15 protein-coding genes are annotated in these 19,390 nt (G+C 64.3%); 4 read left to right on the top strand and 11 right to left on the bottom strand.

Annotation, left to right across the window (positions count from 1 at the left end; genetic code table 11):
* Positions 1-103 precede the first annotated feature (103 nt).
* The 8 genes from KMZ68_RS01895 to KMZ68_RS01860 form a co-directional block, all read right to left on the bottom strand.
* The gene (locus KMZ68_RS01895; RefSeq protein ID WP_215614237.1) at positions 104-3,067 is read right to left on the bottom strand and encodes a 2-oxoglutarate dehydrogenase E1 component; all 2,964 of its coding nucleotides are present in this window, start codon (positions 3,065-3,067) and stop codon (positions 104-106) included.
* Positions 3,068-3,202: 135 nt separating this feature from the next.
* The gene (sucD, locus tag KMZ68_RS01890; RefSeq protein ID WP_215614236.1) at positions 3,203-4,087 is read right to left on the bottom strand and encodes a succinate--CoA ligase subunit alpha; all 885 of its coding nucleotides are present in this window, start codon (positions 4,085-4,087) and stop codon (positions 3,203-3,205) included.
* Positions 4,088-4,121: 34 nt separating this feature from the next.
* Entirely contained in the window at positions 4,122-4,601 is a 480-nt protein-coding gene (locus tag KMZ68_RS01885) for a DUF1579 family protein (protein ID WP_215614235.1), read from the bottom strand.
* Positions 4,602-4,605: 4 nt separating this feature from the next.
* Positions 4,606-5,802, bottom strand: coding sequence for an ADP-forming succinate--CoA ligase subunit beta (gene sucC, locus KMZ68_RS01880; protein WP_215614234.1), 1,197 nt, complete (start codon positions 5,800-5,802; stop codon positions 4,606-4,608).
* Positions 5,803-5,957: 155 nt separating this feature from the next.
* A complete protein-coding gene (gene mdh / locus KMZ68_RS01875; RefSeq protein WP_215604480.1) occupies positions 5,958-6,926 on the bottom strand; it encodes a malate dehydrogenase in 969 nt (322 codons plus the stop codon).
* Between the two features lie 143 nt (positions 6,927-7,069).
* On the bottom strand, positions 7,070-8,251 hold the full coding sequence (gene zapE, locus KMZ68_RS01870; RefSeq protein WP_215614233.1) for a cell division protein ZapE: 1,182 nt from the start codon (positions 8,249-8,251) through the stop codon (positions 7,070-7,072).
* 194 nt (positions 8,252-8,445) lie between these two features.
* Entirely contained in the window at positions 8,446-8,982 is a 537-nt protein-coding gene (gene thpR / locus KMZ68_RS01865; RefSeq protein WP_215614232.1) for an RNA 2',3'-cyclic phosphodiesterase, read from the bottom strand.
* 135 nt (positions 8,983-9,117) lie between these two features.
* Positions 9,118-9,822 carry an arylesterase gene (locus tag KMZ68_RS01860; protein ID WP_249779491.1) on the bottom strand — a complete coding sequence of 235 codons (705 nt, stop codon included), beginning with the start codon at positions 9,820-9,822 and terminating at the stop codon, positions 9,118-9,120.
* Between KMZ68_RS01860 and KMZ68_RS01855 the strand changes: the two genes are divergently transcribed.
* The 4 genes from KMZ68_RS01855 (at position 9,821) to KMZ68_RS01840 (ending at position 14,771) form a co-directional block, all read left to right on the top strand.
* Complete coding sequence (locus KMZ68_RS01855; RefSeq protein WP_215614231.1) at positions 9,821-10,555, top strand: ABC transporter ATP-binding protein; 735 nt, start codon at positions 9,821-9,823, stop codon at positions 10,553-10,555. The two genes, KMZ68_RS01860 and KMZ68_RS01855, sit on opposite strands and share 2 nt — an antisense overlap.
* Positions 10,552-13,122 (top strand): ABC transporter permease, encoded by a 2,571-nt coding sequence (locus tag KMZ68_RS01850; RefSeq protein ID WP_215614230.1) that lies wholly within the window; start codon positions 10,552-10,554, stop codon positions 13,120-13,122. Before KMZ68_RS01855 ends, KMZ68_RS01850 begins: the two co-directional genes overlap by 4 nt.
* Before the next feature lie 244 nt (positions 13,123-13,366).
* A complete protein-coding gene (locus KMZ68_RS01845) occupies positions 13,367-14,158 on the top strand; it encodes a Bax inhibitor-1/YccA family protein (RefSeq protein ID WP_215614229.1) in 792 nt (263 codons plus the stop codon).
* Positions 14,159-14,240: 82 nt separating this feature from the next.
* On the top strand, positions 14,241-14,771 hold the full coding sequence (locus tag KMZ68_RS01840) for a GNAT family N-acetyltransferase (protein ID WP_215614228.1): 531 nt from the start codon (positions 14,241-14,243) through the stop codon (positions 14,769-14,771).
* Positions 14,772-14,922: 151 nt separating this feature from the next.
* Here the strand turns inward: KMZ68_RS01840 and KMZ68_RS01835 are convergent, their stop codons facing one another.
* From KMZ68_RS01835 to acnA, 3 genes are all read right to left on the bottom strand, one after another.
* Positions 14,923-15,294, bottom strand: a complete 372-nt coding sequence (locus tag KMZ68_RS01835; protein ID WP_215604472.1) for a DUF2794 domain-containing protein — start codon at positions 15,292-15,294, stop codon at positions 14,923-14,925.
* Between the two features lie 412 nt (positions 15,295-15,706).
* Positions 15,707-16,471 carry a DUF1223 domain-containing protein gene (locus tag KMZ68_RS01830; RefSeq protein ID WP_215614227.1) on the bottom strand — a complete coding sequence of 255 codons (765 nt, stop codon included), beginning with the start codon at positions 16,469-16,471 and terminating at the stop codon, positions 15,707-15,709.
* A 124-nt stretch (positions 16,472-16,595) separates the two neighbouring features.
* Positions 16,596-19,316, bottom strand: a complete 2,721-nt coding sequence (gene acnA / locus KMZ68_RS01825) for an aconitate hydratase AcnA (protein WP_215614226.1) — start codon at positions 19,314-19,316, stop codon at positions 16,596-16,598.
* Between the last annotated feature and the right edge of the window lie 74 nt (positions 19,317-19,390).

Here is a 19,390-nt window from a genome sequence, read left to right as displayed (position 1 = left end):
TGCGTATATTTGTCTGCGTCCCGGCCATCGACGCCTTAATCGGTTTTCAAAAGTTAGACGTGGATGCCCGCGACAGGCGCGGGCACGACAAAGTGGGTAAATGCTAGTTCAGCGCCTCGTCCAGGAAAGCCTTGAGCTGCGCCAGATGCTTCGACATCAAACCGGTGGCGGTCGCCGCGGCCGCGGCACGTCCGGCGTAACGCGGACGCTTGTGCGGGGCGTGGATCTGGTTCAGTACCCATTCGAGATAGGGCTCGATGAAATGCCACGCGCCCATGTTGCGCGGCTCTTCCTGGCACCAGACCAGTTCGGCGCTCTTGAAGCGCCCGAGTTCCTGCACCAGCGCCTTCAGCGGCACCGGATAGAGCTGCTCGACCCGCATCAGGTAGACGTCGTCGATGCCGCGCTTTTCGCGCTCCTCGTAGAGGTCGTAATAGACCTTGCCCGAGCACAGCACGACGCGGCGGATCTTGTCGTCCGGCACCAGCTTGATCTTCTCGTCCGGCAGCATCACCGCGTCATCATAGAGGATGCGGTGGAACGTGGTGCCCGCGCCCATTTCGTCGAGCCGCGAAACCGCGCGCTTGTGCCGCAGCAGCGACTTCGGCGTCATCAGGATCAGCGGCTTGCGGATCTCGCGATGCAGCTGACGGCGCAGCACGTGGAAGAAATTGGCGGGCGTGGTGGCATAGACCACCTGCATGTTGTCTTCGGCGCACATCTGCAGGAAGCGCTCGAGCCGGGCGGAGGAATGCTCCGGTCCCTGCCCCTCATAGCCATGCGGCAGCATGCAGACGAGGCCGGACATGCGCAGCCATTTGCGCTCGCCCGAGGAGATGAACTGGTCGAACAGCACCTGCGCGCCGTTGGCGAAATCGCCGAACTGCGCTTCCCAGATCGCCAGCGCCTTCGGCTCCGCCAGCGAATAGCCGTACTCGAAGCCGAGCACCGCCTCTTCCGACAGCAGCGAGTTGATGACTTCGTAATGGCCCTGATCGACGCCGAGATGATTGAACGGCGTATAGCGGCTCTCGTCCTCCTGATCGATCAGCACCGAATGCCGTTGCGAGAAGGTGCCGCGTTCCGAGTCCTGGCCGGACAGCCGGACGTGATGGCCTTCCTCCAGCAGCGTGCAGAACGCCAGCGCCTCGCCGGTCGCCCAGTCGATGCCGGCGCCGCTGTCGATGGCTTTCTCGCGATTTTCCAGAAAGCGCTGGATGGTGCGGTGGACCCGGAAGCCGTCCGGCACCTTGGTGATCCTGCGGCCGATGTCCCGGAGCACCGCGACATCGACGCCGGTGACGCCGCGGCGCGGATCTTCTTCCTGATCGGCGGACTTGAAGCCGGCCCATTTGCCGTCCAGCCAGTCGGCCTTGTTCGGCTTGTAGCCGGAGCCGGCCTCGAGTTCGGCATCGAGCCGCGCCCGCCAGTCGGCCTTGGCCTTCTCGATTTCGCCCTCGGTCATCACGCCTTCGGCGACCAGCCGCTTGGAATAGATTGCCAGCGTCGACGGATGCGCCGCGATCTTCCGGTACATCACCGGCTGGGTGAACGCCGGCTCGTCGCCCTCGTTATGGCCATGCCGGCGGTAGCAGAACATGTCGATGACGACCGGCTTGTGGAACTTCTGCCGGAATTCGACGGCGACCTTGGCCGCGAACACCACGGCTTCCGGATCGTCGCCGTTCACATGGAAGATCGGCGCGTCGATCATTTTCGCCACGTCGGACGGATAGGGCGAGGAGCGCGAATAGCGCGGATAGGTGGTGAAGCCGATCTGGTTGTTGACGATGAAATGAATCGAGCCGCCGGTGCGGTAGCCCTTGAGGTCGGACAGCCCGAAACATTCCGCGACCACGCCCTGGCCGGCGAACGCGGCGTCGCCATGCATCAGAAGCGGCAGCACCGAAATGCGCATGTCCGGCGGATCGCCATGCTGGTCCTGCTTGGCGCGCACCTTGCCGAGCACCACCGGATCGACGATCTCGAGATGCGAAGGATTCGCAGTCAGCGACAAATGGATCTTGTTGTTGTCGAACTCGCGGTCCGACGAGGCGCCGAGGTGGTATTTGACGTCGCCGGAGCCCTCGACCGCGTCGGGATTGGCCGAGCCGCCCTTGAACTCGTGGAACAGGGCGCGATGCGGCTTGCCCATCACCTGGGTCAGCACGTTGAGGCGGCCGCGATGCGGCATGCCGAGCACGATTTCCTTCACGCCGAGATTGCCGCCGCGCTTGATGATCTGTTCCAGCGCGGGGATCAGCGATTCACCGCCGTCGAGGCCGAACCGCTTGGTGCCGGTGAATTTGAGGTCGCAGAATTTCTCGAAACCCTCGGCCTCGATCAGCTTCATCAGGATGGCGCGCCGGCCCTCGCGGGTGAAACTGATTTCCTTGTCCGGACCCTCGATGCGCTCCTGAATCCAGGCCTTCTGCGCGGGGTTGGTGATGTGCATGAATTCGACGCCGACCGTGTGGCAATAGGTGCGGTCGCAGATCGCGACGATCTCGCGCAGGGTTCCGTATTCGAGGCCGAGCACGTGATCGAGGAAGATCTTGCGGTCGAGATCGGCTTCCGTGAAGCCATAGGAACGCGGATCGAGTTCCTCGTGATCGCGCAGCGGCTCGATCCCGAGCGGGTCGAGCTTGGCGTGGAAATGGCCGCGCATGCGGTAGGCGCGAATCAGCATCAGCGCGCGCACCGAATCGCGCGTCGCCTGATGAATGTCGGCCGCCGTCAGCTCGCTTCCCTTGGGTTGCGCCTGTGCCTTGGCTGTGAGCTTGGTGCCGACGGCCTTTTCGACTTCCGCCCAGTTGCCGTCGAGCGCCGAGGTCAGGTCGTCGCGCGGCGTCAGCGGCCAGTTGTCCCGTCCCCAGGAAGGCCCTTCGGCGTTCTTCCGCGCGTCGGCCGGCGCGTCCTTCAGGCTCTTGAAGAACGCCTGCCAATCGGCATCGACCGAAGACGGGTCTTTCTCGTAGCGGGCGTAGAGATCATCGATGTAGGGAGCATTGGTGCCCTGCAAAAATGAGGAGAGGGCAAAGGCGGCGTTCGCGTCCTGGCGAGACATAACTGGCGTCCTGGGTAATTTCGATAGCGCATGGAATACGGCGCAACGGCCGATCCGGACACCGGATCAGCGTCATAGGACGTCTTTTACCCTATTTGAGGCGAATGTTCGCCCCGAAAAGAACCAAGAATTGAATTAAGATTTCAATTTTTCGAGAAGGGTCTTTCCGAGCCGCGCCGGGGATGGCGAGACCGTGATTCCGGCGGATTCCATCGCCGCGGTCTTGGAACCGGCGTCGCCCTTGCCGCCGGAAATGATCGCGCCGGCATGGCCCATGCGGCGGCCGGGAGGGGCGGTGACGCCGGCGATGAAGCCGACCATCGGCTTCTTGCGGCCGCGCTTGGCCTCGTCCTTGATGAACTGGGCGGCGTCCTCTTCGGCCGAACCGCCGATTTCGCCGATCATCACGATCGAGGTGGTCTTGGGATCGGCCAGGAACATTTCCAGCATGTCGATGAATTCGGTGCCCTTGACCGGGTCGCCGCCGATGCCGACCGCGGTGGTCTGGCCGAGGCCTTCCTGGCTGGTCTGGAATACCGCCTCATAGGTCAGCGTGCCCGAGCGCGAGACGATGCCGACATTGCCGGGCGTGAAGATATTGGCCGGCATGATGCCGATCTTGCATTCGCCCGCGGTCATCACGCCCGGACAATTGGGGCCGATGAGCCGCGACTTCGAACCCGACAGCGAGCGCTTCACCCGGACCATGTCGAGCACCGGAATGCCTTCGGTGATGCAGACGATCAGCGGAATTTCCGCATCGATGGCTTCGCAGATCGCGTCCGCCGCACCCGGCGGCGGCACGTAGATCACGCTGGCGTTCGCGCCGGTCTTTTCGCGTGCTTCCCTCACGGTATCGAACACAGGCAGATTGAGGTGCTTCGAGCCGCCTTTGCCCGGCGAGGTGCCGCCGACCATCTGGGTGCCGTAGGCTATCGCGGCCTCGGAATGGAATGTGCCGTTCTTGCCGGTGAAACCCTGGCAAATGACTTTGGTGTTCTTGTCGATCAGGATGGACATGGTTGGGATTGCTTTCGCGGAAGAGCGGCAGGGATCAGTGAATGCGGCGGTACACGCCGGTGAGGACGTCGGCCCATCCTTCGGCGTCGGGCGAGAACTGGATCTTCATGGTGTAGCTGTTGTCGTCGATGATCTCGTAAACATGGCGCGCATTGCCGCGCAGCGAGCCGCGCACCAGGATCAGGGTCTTGCCGGTCCAGCCGCCGGAGGCCGGCGACGGCGGGTAATAGCCGAGCGAATCGTGCCAGAACAATTTGTAGAGCCGGTCCTCGCGGTCGTAGGTGAAGACGCCATGGGTAGCGAAGCTTTCCTTGCCGTCGCGGGTCTGCCTGGTGTCCTGGATCAGATAGAAGCCGTTGAGATCGATGCGGGCCGTGACATGCGAGGTGGCGGGGCCGCCTTCGTTCCAGCGCGACGGAAACACCATCTCCTCCCCGCTCCACTCGCCCGCGAACGCGGCGAGCTTGCGATGCTCCTCCAGCGGCGTCGGTGCGGCGAGATGGTCCCGGGGCATCGGATCAGGCTCCCTTTACGGCCTTGACAATCTTCTGCGCGGAATCGTCGAGATTGTCGCCGGCCACCACGTTGAGCCCGGCATCAGCGATGATCTTCTTGCCGGCTTCGACATTGGTGCCTTCCAGCCGCACCACCAGCGGCACCTTCAGGCCGACTTCCTTCACCGCGGCCACCACGCCTTCGGCGATGATGTCGCATTTCATGATGCCGCCGAAAATGTTGATCAGGATGCCCTTCACATTGGGATCGGCGGTGATGATCTTGAACGCCGCAGTGACCTTGTTCTTGTCGGCGCCGCCGCCGACATCGAGGAAGTTCGCCGGCGCCAGGCCGTAGAGCTTGATGATGTCCATGGTCGCCATCGCAAGGCCGGCGCCGTTGACCATGCAGCCGATGGTGCCGTCCAGCGTGATGTAGTTGAGATCGTATTTCGACGCCTCGATTTCCTTGGCGTCTTCCTCGGTCTCGTCGCGCAACGCCACCACATCGGGATGGCGGTACAGCGCGTTGTCGTCGAACGACACCTTGGCGTCGAGCACGCGCAGATCGCCATGCTTGGTGACGACCAGCGGATTGATTTCCAGCATCGCCATGTCCTTGGCGACGAAGGCGGCATAGAGCTGCGCCACCAGCTTTCCCGCCTGCTTGGCGAGATCGCCCGATAGCCCCAGCGCTTTCGCGACGGTGCGGCCGTGATGGCCCATGATGCCGGTGGCGGGATCGACCGAGAAGGTCACGATCTTCTCCGGCGTCTTGTGGGCGACTTCCTCGATATTGACGCCGCCTTCGGTGGAAACCACGAACGAGACTTCGGAGCTTTCGCGGTCGACCAGGATCGAGAGATAGAACTCCTTGTCGATCTCCGAGCCTTCCTCGATGTAGAGCCGGTTGACCTGCTTGCCGGCCGGCCCGGTCTGCTCGGTGACCAGAGTGGCGCCGAGCATCTGCTTGACGAATTGATTGACCTCGGAGGACGATTTGGTGACGCGGACGCCGCCCTTGTCGCCGGCGGAGGCTTCCTTGAACTTGCCCTTGCCGCGGCCGCCGGCATGGATCTGGCTCTTCACCACCCAGACCGGTCCGCCGAGTTCATCGGTGGCGAGATCGGCGTCGGACGCCTTGAGAATGGCGACCCCGCGCGGCACCGCCACGCCGAACTCCCGCAGCAACGCCTTGGCCTGGTATTCATGGATATTCATCTGGACGTTCCCCGAACCCTCATGCGGTGAATTTGGAATCCCACACCGGTTTTGCCGGCTGGTATACCATATACCACAGCGACTGCAATACTAACCGCGCCGGAAATTGGCCCGCCGAAGATCGGCTCGATCTCCGGCGGATTTAATGAAGCCGATCAACGCCCGAGCAGGTCGGGCGCGATCTTCTTGCAGGCGTCGACCAGACCCTGCACCGCACCGACCGACTTGTCGAAGGCCTCGCGGTCCTTGCCGGCGAGTTCGATCTCGACAATACGCTCGACGCCCTTCGATCCAATGACGACGGGCACGCCGACATACATGTCCTTCACGCCGTATTCGCCGTTGAGATAGGCGGCGCAGGGCAGCACGCGCTTCTTGTCCCTGAGGTAGCTCTCGGCCATCGCGACCGCGGAAGCGGCCGGCGCATAGAACGCCGAACCGGTCTTCAGGAGGTTGACGATCTCGGCGCCGCCGTTGCGGGTACGGTCGACGATCTCGTCGATCCGCGCCTGCGAGGTCCAGCCCATCTTGACGAGATCGGGCAGCGGAATGCCGGCTACCGTGGAATATCGCACCAGCGGCACCATGGTGTCGCCGTGGCCGCCGAGCACGAAGGCGGTGACGTCCTCGACGGAGACGTTGAATTCGTCGGCCAGGAAATAGCGGAAGCGCGAGGAATCCAGTACGCCCGCCATGCCCACCACCTTCTTGTGCGGCATGCCGGAGGCCTTCTGCAGCGCCCACACCATGGCGTCGAGCGGGTTGGTGATGCAGATGACGAAGGCGTCGGGGGCGTATTTCTTGATGCCGGCGCCGACCTGCTCCATCACCTTGAGATTGATGCTCAGCAGATCGTCGCGGCTCATGCCGGGCTTGCGCGGCACGCCGGCGGTGACGATGCAGACCTTGGCGTTGTCGAGCGCCTCATAGGAATTGGCGCCGGTGAAATGCGCGTCGAAGCCGTCGACCGGGGAGGATTGCGCGATATCGAGCGATTTGCCCTGCGGCACGCCCTCGGCGATGTCGAACATCACGACGTCGCCGAGCTCTTTCAGGCCGATGAGATGAGCCAACGTTCCGCCGATCTGACCGGAGCCAATCAAAGCAATCTTGTCGCGCGCCATGGGAAATCTGTCCTTCAGAGGTCAAGGAGGAGGGTGAGAGGAAGCTGGACGGCTGGTTATCCCTTTCGCGGGGCCCGTTCAAGTCAACCTATGCCCAATTATCGGCCCTGCCTCGATTTCAGCCAAGTATGCCAGCGTCGCCGCTACGTCTCCACCAATCCGGTGCTGGACCCGCTCGCCGCGGAATCCTTGTGGCCGTGGGGCAGCGCCAGATAGGATTCGGAGCTCATCTCGATCAGCCGCGACGACGTCCGCTTGAACTCGTTGGCCTCGTGGCCCTCGGTCGCAACATACAGCGACAGCGGATCGGCCTCAGCCGAGGCCATCAGCTTCACCGCGTTGTCATAGAGCGTGTCGATCAGCGTGATGAACCGCTTGGCGGCGTTGCGGTCGGCGTAATCCATCACCGGAATGCGGTCGATCATGAGGGTGTGATAGTCGTGCGCGAGCCGCAGATAGTCGGAAGCGGCGAGCGGCTTTTCGCAGATATCCGGAAACGAAAACCGCGCCACGCCATGCGCCGAACACGGCACATGCAGGATGCGGCCCTTGATCGAAATGTCGCGCGGCTTGCAGGGCGCGTTGCCTGTCATCTTCGCCCAGGCTTCGTCGAGCGCGGCATCGGCGGCAAGATCGGGCGGCACCCGCCACATCTTCACGCCGGCGAGTTTTTCCAGCCGGAAGTCGGTGCGCGCGTCGAGCCGCATCACGTCCATATGCGCCGAGATCTGCGTGATGAAGGGCAGGAACAGCGCCCGGTTCAGGCCGCCCTTGTAGAGATCGGGTGGCGCGACATTGGAGGTCGCGACCACGACGGTGCCGAGCTCGAACAGTTTCGAGAACAGCCGGCCCAGGATCATCGCGTCGGCGATGTCGGTGACATGGAATTCGTCGAAGCACAAAAGCCAGGCCTCGTCGAAGATCGACGCCGCGGTGAGCCCGATCACGTCGGCATCGGCGATCTCGCCGCGCGCGATATTCTGGCGGTAGCCGTAGATCCGCTCATGCACCTCGGCCATGAATTCGTGGAAGTGCGCGCGGCGCTTGTGCACGACCGGGCTCTGCTGGAAAAACAGATCCATCAGCATGGTCTTGCCGCGCCCGACTTCGCCGTGAACATAGAGGCCGCGCGGCGGCCCGTCCTTGTCGGCGAACAGCCGGCCCAGGAGGCCCTGCTTGCGCAGCGGCTTGTAGCCGGTCAGCCGCTGTTCGAGGTCCGCCAATGCATCGGCAGCGTCCGCCTGCGCGGCGTCGGGCTCGATCGCGCCCGAGGACAGCAGGCTCTGGTAATGGGCGCGGAACGAGGCGTAGGGCGGAGACAGCATGGCCCGCTAACGGCCCCAGCCGGAGGAAAATTGCAAGCCGTGAAATGGTGTGAGGGGTATGCGCTCTCTTCTCCCTCTCACCGTTCTTATGGGGAGAGGGCTGGGGTGAGGGGCTGGCGCCGCAAATTCGATCGATATGTTACGCGGCGGCTCCCCCTCACCCGGATCATCGCAAGCGGGGCGAGGTGAAGAACTCACGCGCTCAGCGCGTAGGAATCCTCAACCACATAGGGCCCGCCGCCGGTGGAAGCGCGCGACGAGAACAGCACGAAGCGCGAAGCCGTGAATACCTTGGTCGGGAAATAGCCGCGCACCGAGAGATAATCCGCGACATCCTGGTTGGAGGCATCGCGCAGCCGCGCCAGCGTCACATGCGGTGTGAATTTGCGGCCTTCGGGATCGAGCCCGATGCGCTGCATCAGCCGTTCCAGTTCCGCCTGCAGTTCGATCAGCGGCCGGCTCGGCACCACGGAGGCGACCACCGCGCGCGGCTTCTTGCCGCCGAAACTCGACAGGCCCTGCAGCGCTACTTCGAACGGCTTGCGGTTGATCCGAACCAGCAGGGAGGCGATCTCGTTGGCCGCGACGCCATCGATATCGCCGATGAAGCGCAAGGTGACGTGATAATTTTCGGGGTCGATCCAGCGGGCGCCCGGAAGGCCGCCTCGCAGGCTGGAAAGCGTCTGGCCGATCTCGGCCGGAATTTCCAGTCCAGTAAACAAACGCGGCATCGCATGACTCCCGATGCTGAAACCCGGCGACGAATCACCGATTACTAATTTCTACCCGACTTATGTGACTCTGCGAAGCATCCGGCGCGCGGATCCGGGAAAACACGGTGTTCAAGGGTTATCGCTGCCTGTTTTTCAACTGCGTTGCCCGGAGACCGCGCCGAGAAATGCCTCCACCGCAGGCAGGATGTTCTTGACGATGACATCGATCCCCTCCGCGGTCGGATGCAGCCCATCGGCCTGGTTGAGTCTGGCGTCCGCGGCAACGCCCTCCAGGAAGAACGGATAAAGCGGCACGCCGAACTCCCTGGCGATATCGGGATAGATCGCGTTGAAGCGGGCCGAGTAGTCGACCCCGTAATTCGGCGGTGCCACCATCCCGCACAGCAGGACCGCGATCCTGCGCGCCTTCAGGCGGGTCAGAATATCCGAAAGCGCCGACCGGGTGACCTTGGGGTCGGTGCCGCGCAAGGCGTCATTGGCGCCGAGCTCGACGATCACGGCATCGGTTCCCTGCGGCACCGACCAGTCGAGCCGGTCGCGGCCCCCCGAACTGGTGTCGCCGGACACCCCGGCATTGATCATGTCGACCACTATCCCCTTGGACTCCAGAGCTTTTTGCAGGCGGGCCGGGAACGCGGCGGAAGCCGACAGGCCAAGGCCGGCGCTCAGCGAATCGCCCAATACGACCATCTTGACCGGCTTGCTCTCCCGGGCCGCGGTGGTCTGGGCCAGGGCCACCCCGGGCACCAGCAGGACCAGGCCCAACACGAGCATGTGCGCGAACATCCGCGCCGCCCCCTCGACCTCGCTCAAGGAAGTGCCATATGACCGGACCATGGACAGTCTCATCGAACCCTCTTCACTGGCCGGCTTCGAGCCGGACACCATTGCCATCTCGAACGTCAATCTCTCGCTCGGCGCCGGCGCGGCCCGCGTCCATATCCTGAAGGATATCAGCCTGCGCGTGGCGCCGGGTGAAGCGATCGGCCTGATCGGACCGTCCGGCTCGGGAAAATCCACCCTGCTGATGGTGATGGCGGGATTGGAGCGTCCTGACAGCGGAGAGGTGGTGGTCAACGGCACTCCGTTCAATGCCCTCGACGAGGACGCGCTGGCCCGCTTTCGCGGCCGCCAGGTCGGCATCGTGTTCCAGTCGTTTCATCTGATCCCGACCATGACGGCGCTGGAGAATGTCGCGGTGCCGCTGGAACTCGCCGGCAATCCCGATGCGGCGCGGCGCGCGGCCGAGGAGCTGGCGTCGGTCGGCCTCGGCGACCGGCTGCATCATTATCCCACGCAATTGTCCGGCGGCGAACAGCAGCGCGTGGCGCTCGCCCGCGCGCTGGCGCCGGACCCCGCGATCCTGGTGGCGGACGAGCCGACCGGCAACCTCGATGAGGCCACCGGCAGGCAGATCGTCGATCTCCTGTTCACCAAACATGCCGAGCGCGGCATGACCCTGGTGCTGGTCACCCACGACACCTCGCTGGCGCATCGCTGCGACCGCGTGGTGCGGCTGCGTTCGGGCCGCATCGAAACCCAGCCGGCGGATCGCGAAGCCGCTTCATGAGCATGGCCGCCGAACCCGCCTCCGGCAGCCGCGCCGCATCGCTGGCGCTGCGCTACGCGCTCCGCGAACTGCGCAGCGGCCTGCGCGGCTTCTACGTTTTCATCGCCTGCATCGCGCTCGGCGTGATGGCGATTGCCGGCGTCGGCTCGGTGGCGGCGAGCCTCGGCGAGGGACTGGCGCGCGAAGGCCGCACGCTGCTCGGCGGCGATGTCGCTTTCTCCCTGATCCAGCGCGAAGCCAAGCCGGAGGAAGTCGCGTTTCTGCGCTCGCGCGGCGAAGTATCCGTTGCGGCGACATTGCGCGGCATGGCGCGCAGCGGCGACGGCCGCCTCGCACTGGTCGAGATGAAGGCGGTGGACCGCAATTACCCGATGCTCGGCGAACTGACGCTCGATCCCAAAATGCCGATGACGGATCTGCTGGCAGAGCGTGACGGCGCATTCGGCGCCGCCGCCGATTCGACCTTGCTGGCGCGGCTCGACCTCAAGGTCGGCGACCGCATCGGCATCGGCAGCGCGACCTTCCAGATCCGCAGCGTGGTCGGCGCGGAACCCGACAAGCTCGCCGGCGGCGTCGGCCTCGGCCCGCGTTTCCTGGTCAGCGAAACCGGCCTGCGCGCCACCGAGTTGTTGCAGCCCGGCAGCCTGGTGCGCTGGATCTACCGGGTCAGGCTGCCTGACAATGCCGCGGACGATCGCGCCGCGACCGCGCTCGCCAACGATGCGCGAAGCACGCTGCCGGAGGCCGGCTGGGAGATCCGCAGCCGCGGCAACGCCTCGCCGCAGCTCGAGCGCACCATCAACCGCTTCACCCAGTTTTTGACGCTGGTCGGCCTCGCCGCCCTGCTGGTCGGCGGCGTCGGCGTCGCCAACGCCGTCAAGAGCCATATCGATCGAAGGCGCGACGTCATCGCCGCGTTCAAGGCGCTGGGCGCCACCGGCCGCGACGTATTCACCATCTATCTGACGCAGGTGGTCGTGCTCGCCACCATCGGCTCGGCGATCGGCCTTGCCGCAGGCGCTGCGCTGCCGTTCGTCATCGTCGGCGTGTTCGGCAAGCTGCTGCCGCTGCCGGTGGTGCCGGCGCTGCATCCGGATGAACTGGCGCTGTCGCTCGTCTATGGGCTCCTGACCGCGCTCGCCTTCGGGCTGTGGCCGCTCGGCCGGGTCCATGACGTGCCTGTCGCAGCGCTGTTCCGCGAGGCGGTCACCAGCGAGTGGCATCGGCCGCGCTGGCGCTATCTGGCGCTGATGGCGGTGGTGATCGCGCTATTGGTCGGGGTGGCGATCGGGCTTGCCTACGACAAGCGCGTCGCCACCGTGTTCGTCGCCTCCTCGGTCCTGGTGTTCGCGCTGCTGCGCGGCATCGCCGCCGGATTGATGGCGCTGGCCCGCCGCCTGCCGCGCAGCCGCATCACCATGTTGCGGCTGGCGATCGCGAACATCTACCGGCCCGGCGCGCTGACGCCGTCGGTGGTGATGTCGCTCGGGCTGGGCCTGGCGGTGCTGGTCACCATCACCCAGATCGACGGCAATCTGCGGCGGCAATTCCTGGCGGCGCTGCCCGAGCGCGCGCCGTCGTTCTATTTCATCGATATTCCGACCAACGAGGCCGGCCGCTTCGGCGCCTTCCTGAAAGAGACCGCGCCGCAATCCACCGTCGAGGACGTGCCGATGCTGCGCGGCCGCATCGCCGCCGCCCGCGGCGTCAAGGCGGAAGACCTCAAGCCCTCGAGCGACACCGAATGGGTGCTGCAGAGCGACCGCGGCCTGACCTATACCGGCGAACTCCCCAAGGGCTCCAAGGTGGTCGAGGGCGCATGGTGGGGCGCCAATTACGACGGCCCGCCGCTGGTCTCGATCGAGAAGAAGATCGCCGACGGATTGAGGCTCAAGATCGGCGACGAGATCGTCGTCAACGTGCTCGGCCGCGACATCCCGGCCAGGATCGGCAATATGCGCACCGTGGATTGGCAGGGCCTCGGCATCAATTTCGTGCTGGTGTTCTCACCCAACGCCTTCAGGGGCGCGCCGCATACCCATGTCGCGACCCTGACCGAGACCCACCCGGACTCGGCCGGCGACGCCAGGATCGTCAAATCGGTGGCCGACGCCTTCCCGATGGTGACCAGCGTCCGGGTCCGCGAGGCGCTGGAGACCATCGGCACGGTCGTAACCAACCTGGTGCTGGCGATCCGCGGCGCCAGCGCGGTGACGCTGATCTCGGCCATTCTGGTGCTGGGCGGCGCGCTCGCCGCCGGCCATCGCCACCGGGTCTACGACGCCGTCATTCTCAAGACCCTGGGCGCCACGAGGGTGCGGCTGCTCGGCGCCTACGCGCTGGAATATCTGCTGATCGGGCTGGCGACCGCCGTTTTCGGGGTGATCGCCGGTTCCGTCGCGGCCTGGCTGATCGTGACCCGGTTGATGACGCTGAGCTTCATCTGGCAGGCCGGCAGCGCCGCGGGCGTGGTGGCGGCGGCGCTGGTGGTGACGGTGGGACTGGGGCTCGCCGGCACCTTGCTGGCCCTGAACCAGAAGCCGGCCACCGTGCTGCGGAATTTATGACAATTTGCAGCGGCGACTGGCCGCAGGGTTAACGGGTGATTTGGCCGAATTTATACCGCGGAGCGACATTCAGCCGCGCATCGAAGCTTGCGATGAATGTGTTAGCTTCCCACATACCAGCCTGAGCCAGACGCAGGCTTGATGACACGAAATTAATGTCAGCGAGCCGCGCTATCTGGGATAGTTTCCAACCGGCGCCGCAAACCCTTTGCGTTCCGCCGGGCCAACCAACGGGAATTCGACCATGTCGGACCTAGACCGCAACTACGCTTCTCCTTTCGGCCGGGCCGCCGGGCGCATTGACGCTGCGACCGTCGACGCCGGTCTGCGCTCCTACATGCTGCGCATCTACAACTACATGTCGATCGGGCTGGCCATTACCGGCCTGGCCGCGCTCGGCGTCTACATGGCGGCGGTGACAACCGACCAGGCAGGCGCCGCGGCCAAGTTCGGCAACGCCTTCCTGACGCCGTTCGGCTACGCGATGTATGTCAGTCCGCTGAAATGGCTGTTCATCCTGGCGCCGCTCGCCATGGTGTTCGTGATCTCGGCCGGCATCGAACGGCTGCGGCCCGCGACCGCCCAGATGCTGTTCTGGGTATTCTCGGCGCTGATGGGCATTTCGCTGTCGTCGATCTTTTTGGTGTATACCCACACCTCGATCGTGCGGGTGTTCTTCATCACCGCGGCCACCTTCGGCGCGCTGAGCCTCTACGGCTACACCACCAAGCGTGACATGACCGGCATGGGCTCGTTCCTGATCATGGGCCTGTTCGGCATCATCATCGCGAGCCTGGTCAACCTGTTCCTCGCCAGCTCGATGCTGCAGTTCGTGGTGTCGGTGGTCGGCGTGCTGGTGTTCGCGGGCCTCACCGCCTGGGATACCCAGCGGCTGAAGAACGAGTACATCTACGGCTATGCCTCGGCGGGCGGCGAAGTGGCGGAGCGTGCGGCCATTACCGGGGCGCTGTCGCTCTACCTGAACTTCATCAACCTGTTCACGCTGCTGCTGCAGCTGCTCGGCCAGCGCGACTGATCGCCGGCCTGAGCGAACGAATTCGACCCCGGCCCTGCGGCCGGGGCTTTTCTTTTGCTGCAGGCAAAAATAATCTCTGGCCATGCAGACTCTTGAAATCCGGCCCGCCGCCGCGGCCGACCTCCCCGCCATCACCGAAATTTACGAGCACGCGGTCCGCTACGGCACCGCGACCTTTGAGCTGATCCCGCCGGATCTCGACGAGATGACGCGGCGCTTCAACGTGCTGATGGAGGGCGGCTTTCCCTATTTCGTCGCCGCCCTCGAGGGCCGGGTGGTCGGATACGCCTATGCCGGCGCCTACCGGCCGCGTCCAGCCTACCGCTTCACGGTGGAGAATTCGGTCTATCTGCAGCCCGCGATCCATCGGCGCGGGGTCGGCCTGAAATTGCTGCAGCGGCTGATCGCCGAATGCGAGGCCCGCGGCTACCGGCAGATGATCGCGGTGATCGGCGATTCCGCCAATGCCGGATCGATCGGCGTGCACACCAAGTGCGGATTCCAGATGATCGGGACCCATCCCGACGTCGGCTTCAAATTCGGCCGCTGGCTCGACACCGTGATGATGCAGCGCGCGCTCGGCGCCGGCGGCACGACGCTGCCGGCCGGCTGACGCGAAGCATTGGAGGTCCGTAGCCCGGATGGAAGGAAATTCCTCATGGTGAGGAGCGCGTCTTCGCGCGTCTCGAACCATGAGAGCCCGCATCTCTCATCCTTCGAGACGCGGCCAAGAGGCCGCTCCTCAGGATGAGGGCCGGAGCCGCCTAAACCACCGCCAGCTTGCGGTCGATCACCAGCAGTACGCGGTCGAGTTCGTGGCCGCGACGCAGGATCAGCCCGCTCGCCGAGATCACGCTGTAGATCCCCTGCTTGCGCGCCAGTCGCGGATCCTTTTCGATGCGATAGATCGGCACTTCCGAAGCGCGGCGGAACACCGAGAACACCGCGCGGTCTTTGAGAAAGTCGATGGCGTAGTCGCGCCATTCGCCGTCGGCGACCATGCGCCCGTACAGGTTCAGGATACGGTTGAGTTCCACACGATTGAACGTCACCAGGCCCGGCAACGGGCTCGCAGCGGCACCGCGCGCCGCTGCGCGAATTTCGCTTGGGTCGGCTTCCTCCGATATTGAACTCATGGGAGCGCCTCCTGTCATCCGGCCGACATGATCGCGCCAACTGCGGGCGGCTGCAAGAGGCGATGGCGGCGCTGCCGGGATTCGCGCGCAACGGAACCTTTTCCGGCCGGAATCGACCGTCACGGGATCGTTAGCGGAATCATAATGCCGCCCTACTTCCGCCCAGTGACCGCCCCGCTGGATTGCGAGAAAGAATCACTGCGTCGGCCCGGTCCTTTCGGTTCCGGATTCCTCAGCCCCCAGCCCCCCGGGGCCGTCGGGATCGGGCCTGTTCGCAGGATAGTTTATCCCCATACTGGACCAACGAAAGTTGGTCCTTTTTCTTTTCGGGGGTGTCGTCTCTTCAAGAGCGGCGTCATTCCGGGGCGCGGGTGAAAACGATCGAACCTCGGGAATGACGGGTAGGGGGAGTTCAGTGCAGCGGCGTGTAGGCCGCACCGAGCATCAGCCCGGGCTTGTCGCGGCTGCCGTCCTGGAGATAGACCACCGCGGCATCGACGCCTTCGCGCGAAATGTTTTCCAGCGGCACGGTCCAGCTGCCGGCCGAGCCGTTCCAGTCGCCCACTTTCAGCAGGTTGCGCACCACATTGTAGTAGGTGACCTTCTGGCCGCGATTCTCGCCACGCCCGATGGCAATCGGCACCGCTCTTGAGACCGAGCAGATCCAGACTTCGCCGTGCGCGGCCGCGGGGCCCTTGTTCGAGTCCGCGACCGAAACGGTAATCTGCTTGCCGGCCAGCGTCATCGATACCGGCACCGACATCACGCGCTCGGCCTTCCTGGTGTCGCCGATCGCGCCTTCGATCTTGCCGCGATCGCTGCCGATCACATGCACCGATCCGTTGACGATGACCTGCGGCGTGTAGACGTCGCGGTCGCCACGCATCTTCGAATAGGCCTTCTGGCGCGCGCTGAAGCGCGAATCCGCCAGGGTGTCCTTCCAGCCGAGATAATCCCAGTAGTCGATCGGCATGCTCAGCGCGATGATGGACGGATCCTTGGCCAATTCGCCGATGATCCTGTCGGCCGGCGGACATGACGAACATCCCTGCGAGGTGAACAGCTCCACCACCGCGCGCGGCTCGGCATGGGCGGGGCGGATGATCGCGATGATCGCGCAGACGCCGAGCGCACTCGACCACCGCGAAATACAATTATAGGCCATCATCACTGTCATACTGGGAAACCGAGGAATACCTGCATCGGCGTTAAGAATTAAGGCCTAAACGCGCGAAGGCGGCCTTTCATAGGCCGCCTTCCCTTCACTCGCTACTCACTTCGAGGTGAGCCATCGATCACGATTACGCGGCCAGCTTGCGCAGGACGTAATGCAGGATGCCGCCGTTGCGGTAATAATCGAGTTCGTCGAGGGTATCGATGCGGCACAGCAGCGACACCCGCTGCAGCGCGCCGTCGCCGGACACGATCTCCGCCGTCAGCTTCTGCCGCGGCTTCAGATCGCCCTGCAGCCCGCGGATCGTTACCTTCTCGTCGCCCTTCAATCCGAGCGACGACCACGACGCGCCCTCCTCGAAGGTCAGCGGCAGCACGCCCATGCCGACGAGGTTGGAGCGGTGGATGCGCTCGAAGCTCTGGCAGATCACGGCGCGGACGCCGAGCAGCCGCGTTCCCTTCGCGGCCCAGTCGCGCGACGAGCCGTTGCCGTATTCGGCGCCGGCGAAAACTACCAGCGGCACCTGCTCGGCCTGGTACTTCATCGCGGCGTCATAGATCGACATCTGCTCGCCGTCGGGCCAGTGCCTGGTCAGGCCGCCCTCGGGAATATTGCCGTCGGCGCCCTTCAGCATGAAGTTCTTGATGCGGATGTTGGCAAAGGTGCCGCGCATCATGACCTCGTGGTTGCCGCGCCGCGTGCCGTACTGGTTGAAGTCGGCCGGGCGCACCTGATGCTCGCTGAGGAATTTTCCGGCAGGCGAGGTCAGCTTGATCGAGCCGGCCGGCGAGATGTGGTCGGTGGTGATCTTGTCGCCGAACATTGCGAGAATCCGCGCATCGACGACGTCGACGATTGGCTCCGGCTCCTTCTTCATGCCCTCGAAATAAGGCGGGTTCTGCACATAGGTCGAGCTCATGTTCCAGCGATAGGTCTCGCTCTCGGTGGTCTTGATCTTGCGCCAGTTGGCGTCGCCCTTGAACACGTCGGCGTAGCGCTTCTTGAAGATCGTCGCGGTGACGAACTTCTTCATGTAGGCGTTGATTTCCTTGGTGCTCGGCCAGATGTCCTTCAGATAGACCGGCTTGCCGTCCTTGCCGGTGCCGATCGGCTCCACCGCAAGATCCTTGGCCACCGTTCCGGCCAGAGCGTAGGCGACGACCAGCGGCGGCGAGGCCAGATAGTTGGCCTGCACGTCCGGGCTGACGCGGCCTTCGAAGTTGCGGTTACCCGACAGCACTGCAGCGGCGACGATGCCGTTGTCGTTGATCGACTTCGAGATCTCTTCCGGCAGCGGACCGGAATTGCCGATGCAGGTGGTGCAGCCGAAGCCGACCAGGTTGAACCCGACCTTGTCGAGATCGGCCTGCAGCCCGGAATTGGAGAGATATTCCGCAACCACCTGGCTGCCGGGGGCCAGCGAGGTCTTGACCCAGGGCTTCGCCTTCAGGCCCTTGGCGGCGGCGTTGCGCGCCAACAGGCCGGCGCCGATCAGCACGCTCGGATTGGAGGTGTTGGTGCAGGAGGTGATCGCGGCGATCACCACATCGCCATGGCCGAGGTCGAAATTGCGGTTCTCGACCGGATAGCGCGTCGCAGAATCCGCGGCCTTCTTGTATTCGCTGGTCATGGCAGCGGCGAACCCTTCCGCCACCGCAGGCAGCGCGACGCGGCCTTCGGGACGCTTCGGTCCGGCCATCGAGGGCACCACGTCGGCAAGATCGAGCGTCAGGGTCGTGGTGAATACCGGGTCGGCCGATTTGGCAGTGCGGAACAGGCCCTGCGCCTTGGCGTAAGCCGAAACCAGCGCGACGCGGTCGGACTTGCGGCCCGAGGTCTTGAGATAATCGATGGTCGCGGCGTCGACCGGGAAGAAGCCGCAGGTCGCGCCATATTCCGGCGCCATGTTGCCGATGGTGGCCTTGTCCGCGACCGAGAGATGATCGAGGCCGGGGCCGAAGAATTCGACGAACTTGCCGACCACGCCCTGCTTGCGCAGCATCTGCGTGACCGTCAGCACCAGGTCGGTGGCGGTGACGCCTTCCTTGAGCTGCCCCTTGAGCTTGAAGCCGACCACTTCCGGCAGCAGCATCGACAGCGGCTGGCCGAGCATGCAGGCTTCCGCCTCGATGCCGCCGACGCCCCAGCCGAGCACGGCGAGGCCGTTGACCATGGTGGTGTGCGAATCGGTGCCGACCAGTGAATCCGGATAGGCGACCTCGAAGGTGCCTTTCTTCTTGCCGACGGTCATCTTCTCCTTCCTGGTCCACACCGTCTGGGCGAGGTATTCGAGATTGACCTGATGGCAGATGCCGGTGCCGGGCGGCACCACGGAGAAATTCGAAAACGCCTTCTGGCCCCATTTCAGGAACTCGTAGCGCTCCTGGTTCTGCTTGTATTCCTCGGTCACGTTCTTGCCGAACGCCTTGTTGTCGCCGAAGAAGTTCACGATCACGCTGTGGTCGATGACGAGATCGACCGGCACCAGCGGATTGATCTTCTCGGCGTCGCCGCCGAGCGCCTGCATGGCGTTGCGCATCGCGGCGAGATCGACCACCGCCGGCACGCCGGTGAAGTCCTGCATCAGCACGCGCGCGGGGCGGAATGCGATTTCATGCTCGAGCGCGCGCTTCTTCAGCCACTTCGCGACCGCCTGAATGTCGGCCTTCTTGACCGTGCGGTCGTCTTCATTGCGCAGCAGGTTCTCCAGCAGCACCTTCATCGAATAGGGCAGCTTGGAGATTCCCTTCAGACCGTTTTTCTCGGCGGCGGGCAGGCTGTAATAGACGTAGGTCTTGGCGCCGACCTTGAGGGTCTTTTGGCATTTGAAGCTGTCGAGCGAGGTCATGTGAGGCAATCCCAATTGTCAGTTATACCCGGCAAGGGTATTTAAGCACCGTCGGAGAGGCTGGGCCTGATGGC

This window comes from Bradyrhizobium sediminis (assembly GCF_018736105.1).
GTDB lineage: Bacteria > Pseudomonadota > Alphaproteobacteria > Rhizobiales > Xanthobacteraceae > Bradyrhizobium.
Note: the sequence above shows the minus strand (reverse complement) of the source record. Positions and strands in the feature narration are given on the sequence as shown.

Bases quoted from the DNA above. Each gene is read 5' to 3' on its own strand.
- KMZ68_RS01895 (WP_215614237.1), bottom strand. From the start codon at position 3,067: ATGTCTCGCCAGGACGCGAACGCCGCCTTTGCCCTCTCCTCATTTTTG.
- KMZ68_RS01885 (WP_215614235.1), bottom strand. From the start codon at position 4,601: ATGCCCCGGGACCATCTCGCCGCACCGACGCCGCTGGAGGAGCATCGC.
- KMZ68_RS01855 (WP_215614231.1), top strand. From the start codon at position 9,821: ATGGACAGTCTCATCGAACCCTCTTCACTGGCCGGCTTCGAGCCGGAC.
- sucD (WP_215614236.1), bottom strand. From the start codon at position 4,087: ATGTCCATCCTGATCGACAAGAACACCAAAGTCATTTGCCAGGGTTTC.
- thpR (WP_215614232.1), bottom strand. From the start codon at position 8,982: ATGCCGCGTTTGTTTACTGGACTGGAAATTCCGGCCGAGATCGGCCAG.
- KMZ68_RS01850 (WP_215614230.1), top strand. From the start codon at position 10,552: ATGAGCATGGCCGCCGAACCCGCCTCCGGCAGCCGCGCCGCATCGCTG.
- mdh (WP_215604480.1), bottom strand. From the start codon at position 6,926: ATGGCGCGCGACAAGATTGCTTTGATTGGCTCCGGTCAGATCGGCGGA.
- KMZ68_RS01835 (WP_215604472.1), bottom strand. From the start codon at position 15,294: ATGAGTTCAATATCGGAGGAAGCCGACCCAAGCGAAATTCGCGCAGCG.
- acnA (WP_215614226.1), bottom strand. From the start codon at position 19,316: ATGACCTCGCTCGACAGCTTCAAATGCCAAAAGACCCTCAAGGTCGGC.
- sucC (WP_215614234.1), bottom strand. From the start codon at position 5,802: ATGAATATCCATGAATACCAGGCCAAGGCGTTGCTGCGGGAGTTCGGC.
- KMZ68_RS01860 (WP_249779491.1), bottom strand. From the start codon at position 9,822: ATGGTCCGGTCATATGGCACTTCCTTGAGCGAGGTCGAGGGGGCGGCG.
- KMZ68_RS01845 (WP_215614229.1), top strand. From the start codon at position 13,367: ATGTCGGACCTAGACCGCAACTACGCTTCTCCTTTCGGCCGGGCCGCC.
- zapE (WP_215614233.1), bottom strand. From the start codon at position 8,251: ATGCTGTCTCCGCCCTACGCCTCGTTCCGCGCCCATTACCAGAGCCTG.
- KMZ68_RS01840 (WP_215614228.1), top strand. From the start codon at position 14,241: ATGCAGACTCTTGAAATCCGGCCCGCCGCCGCGGCCGACCTCCCCGCC.
- KMZ68_RS01830 (WP_215614227.1), bottom strand. From the start codon at position 16,471: ATGACAGTGATGATGGCCTATAATTGTATTTCGCGGTGGTCGAGTGCG.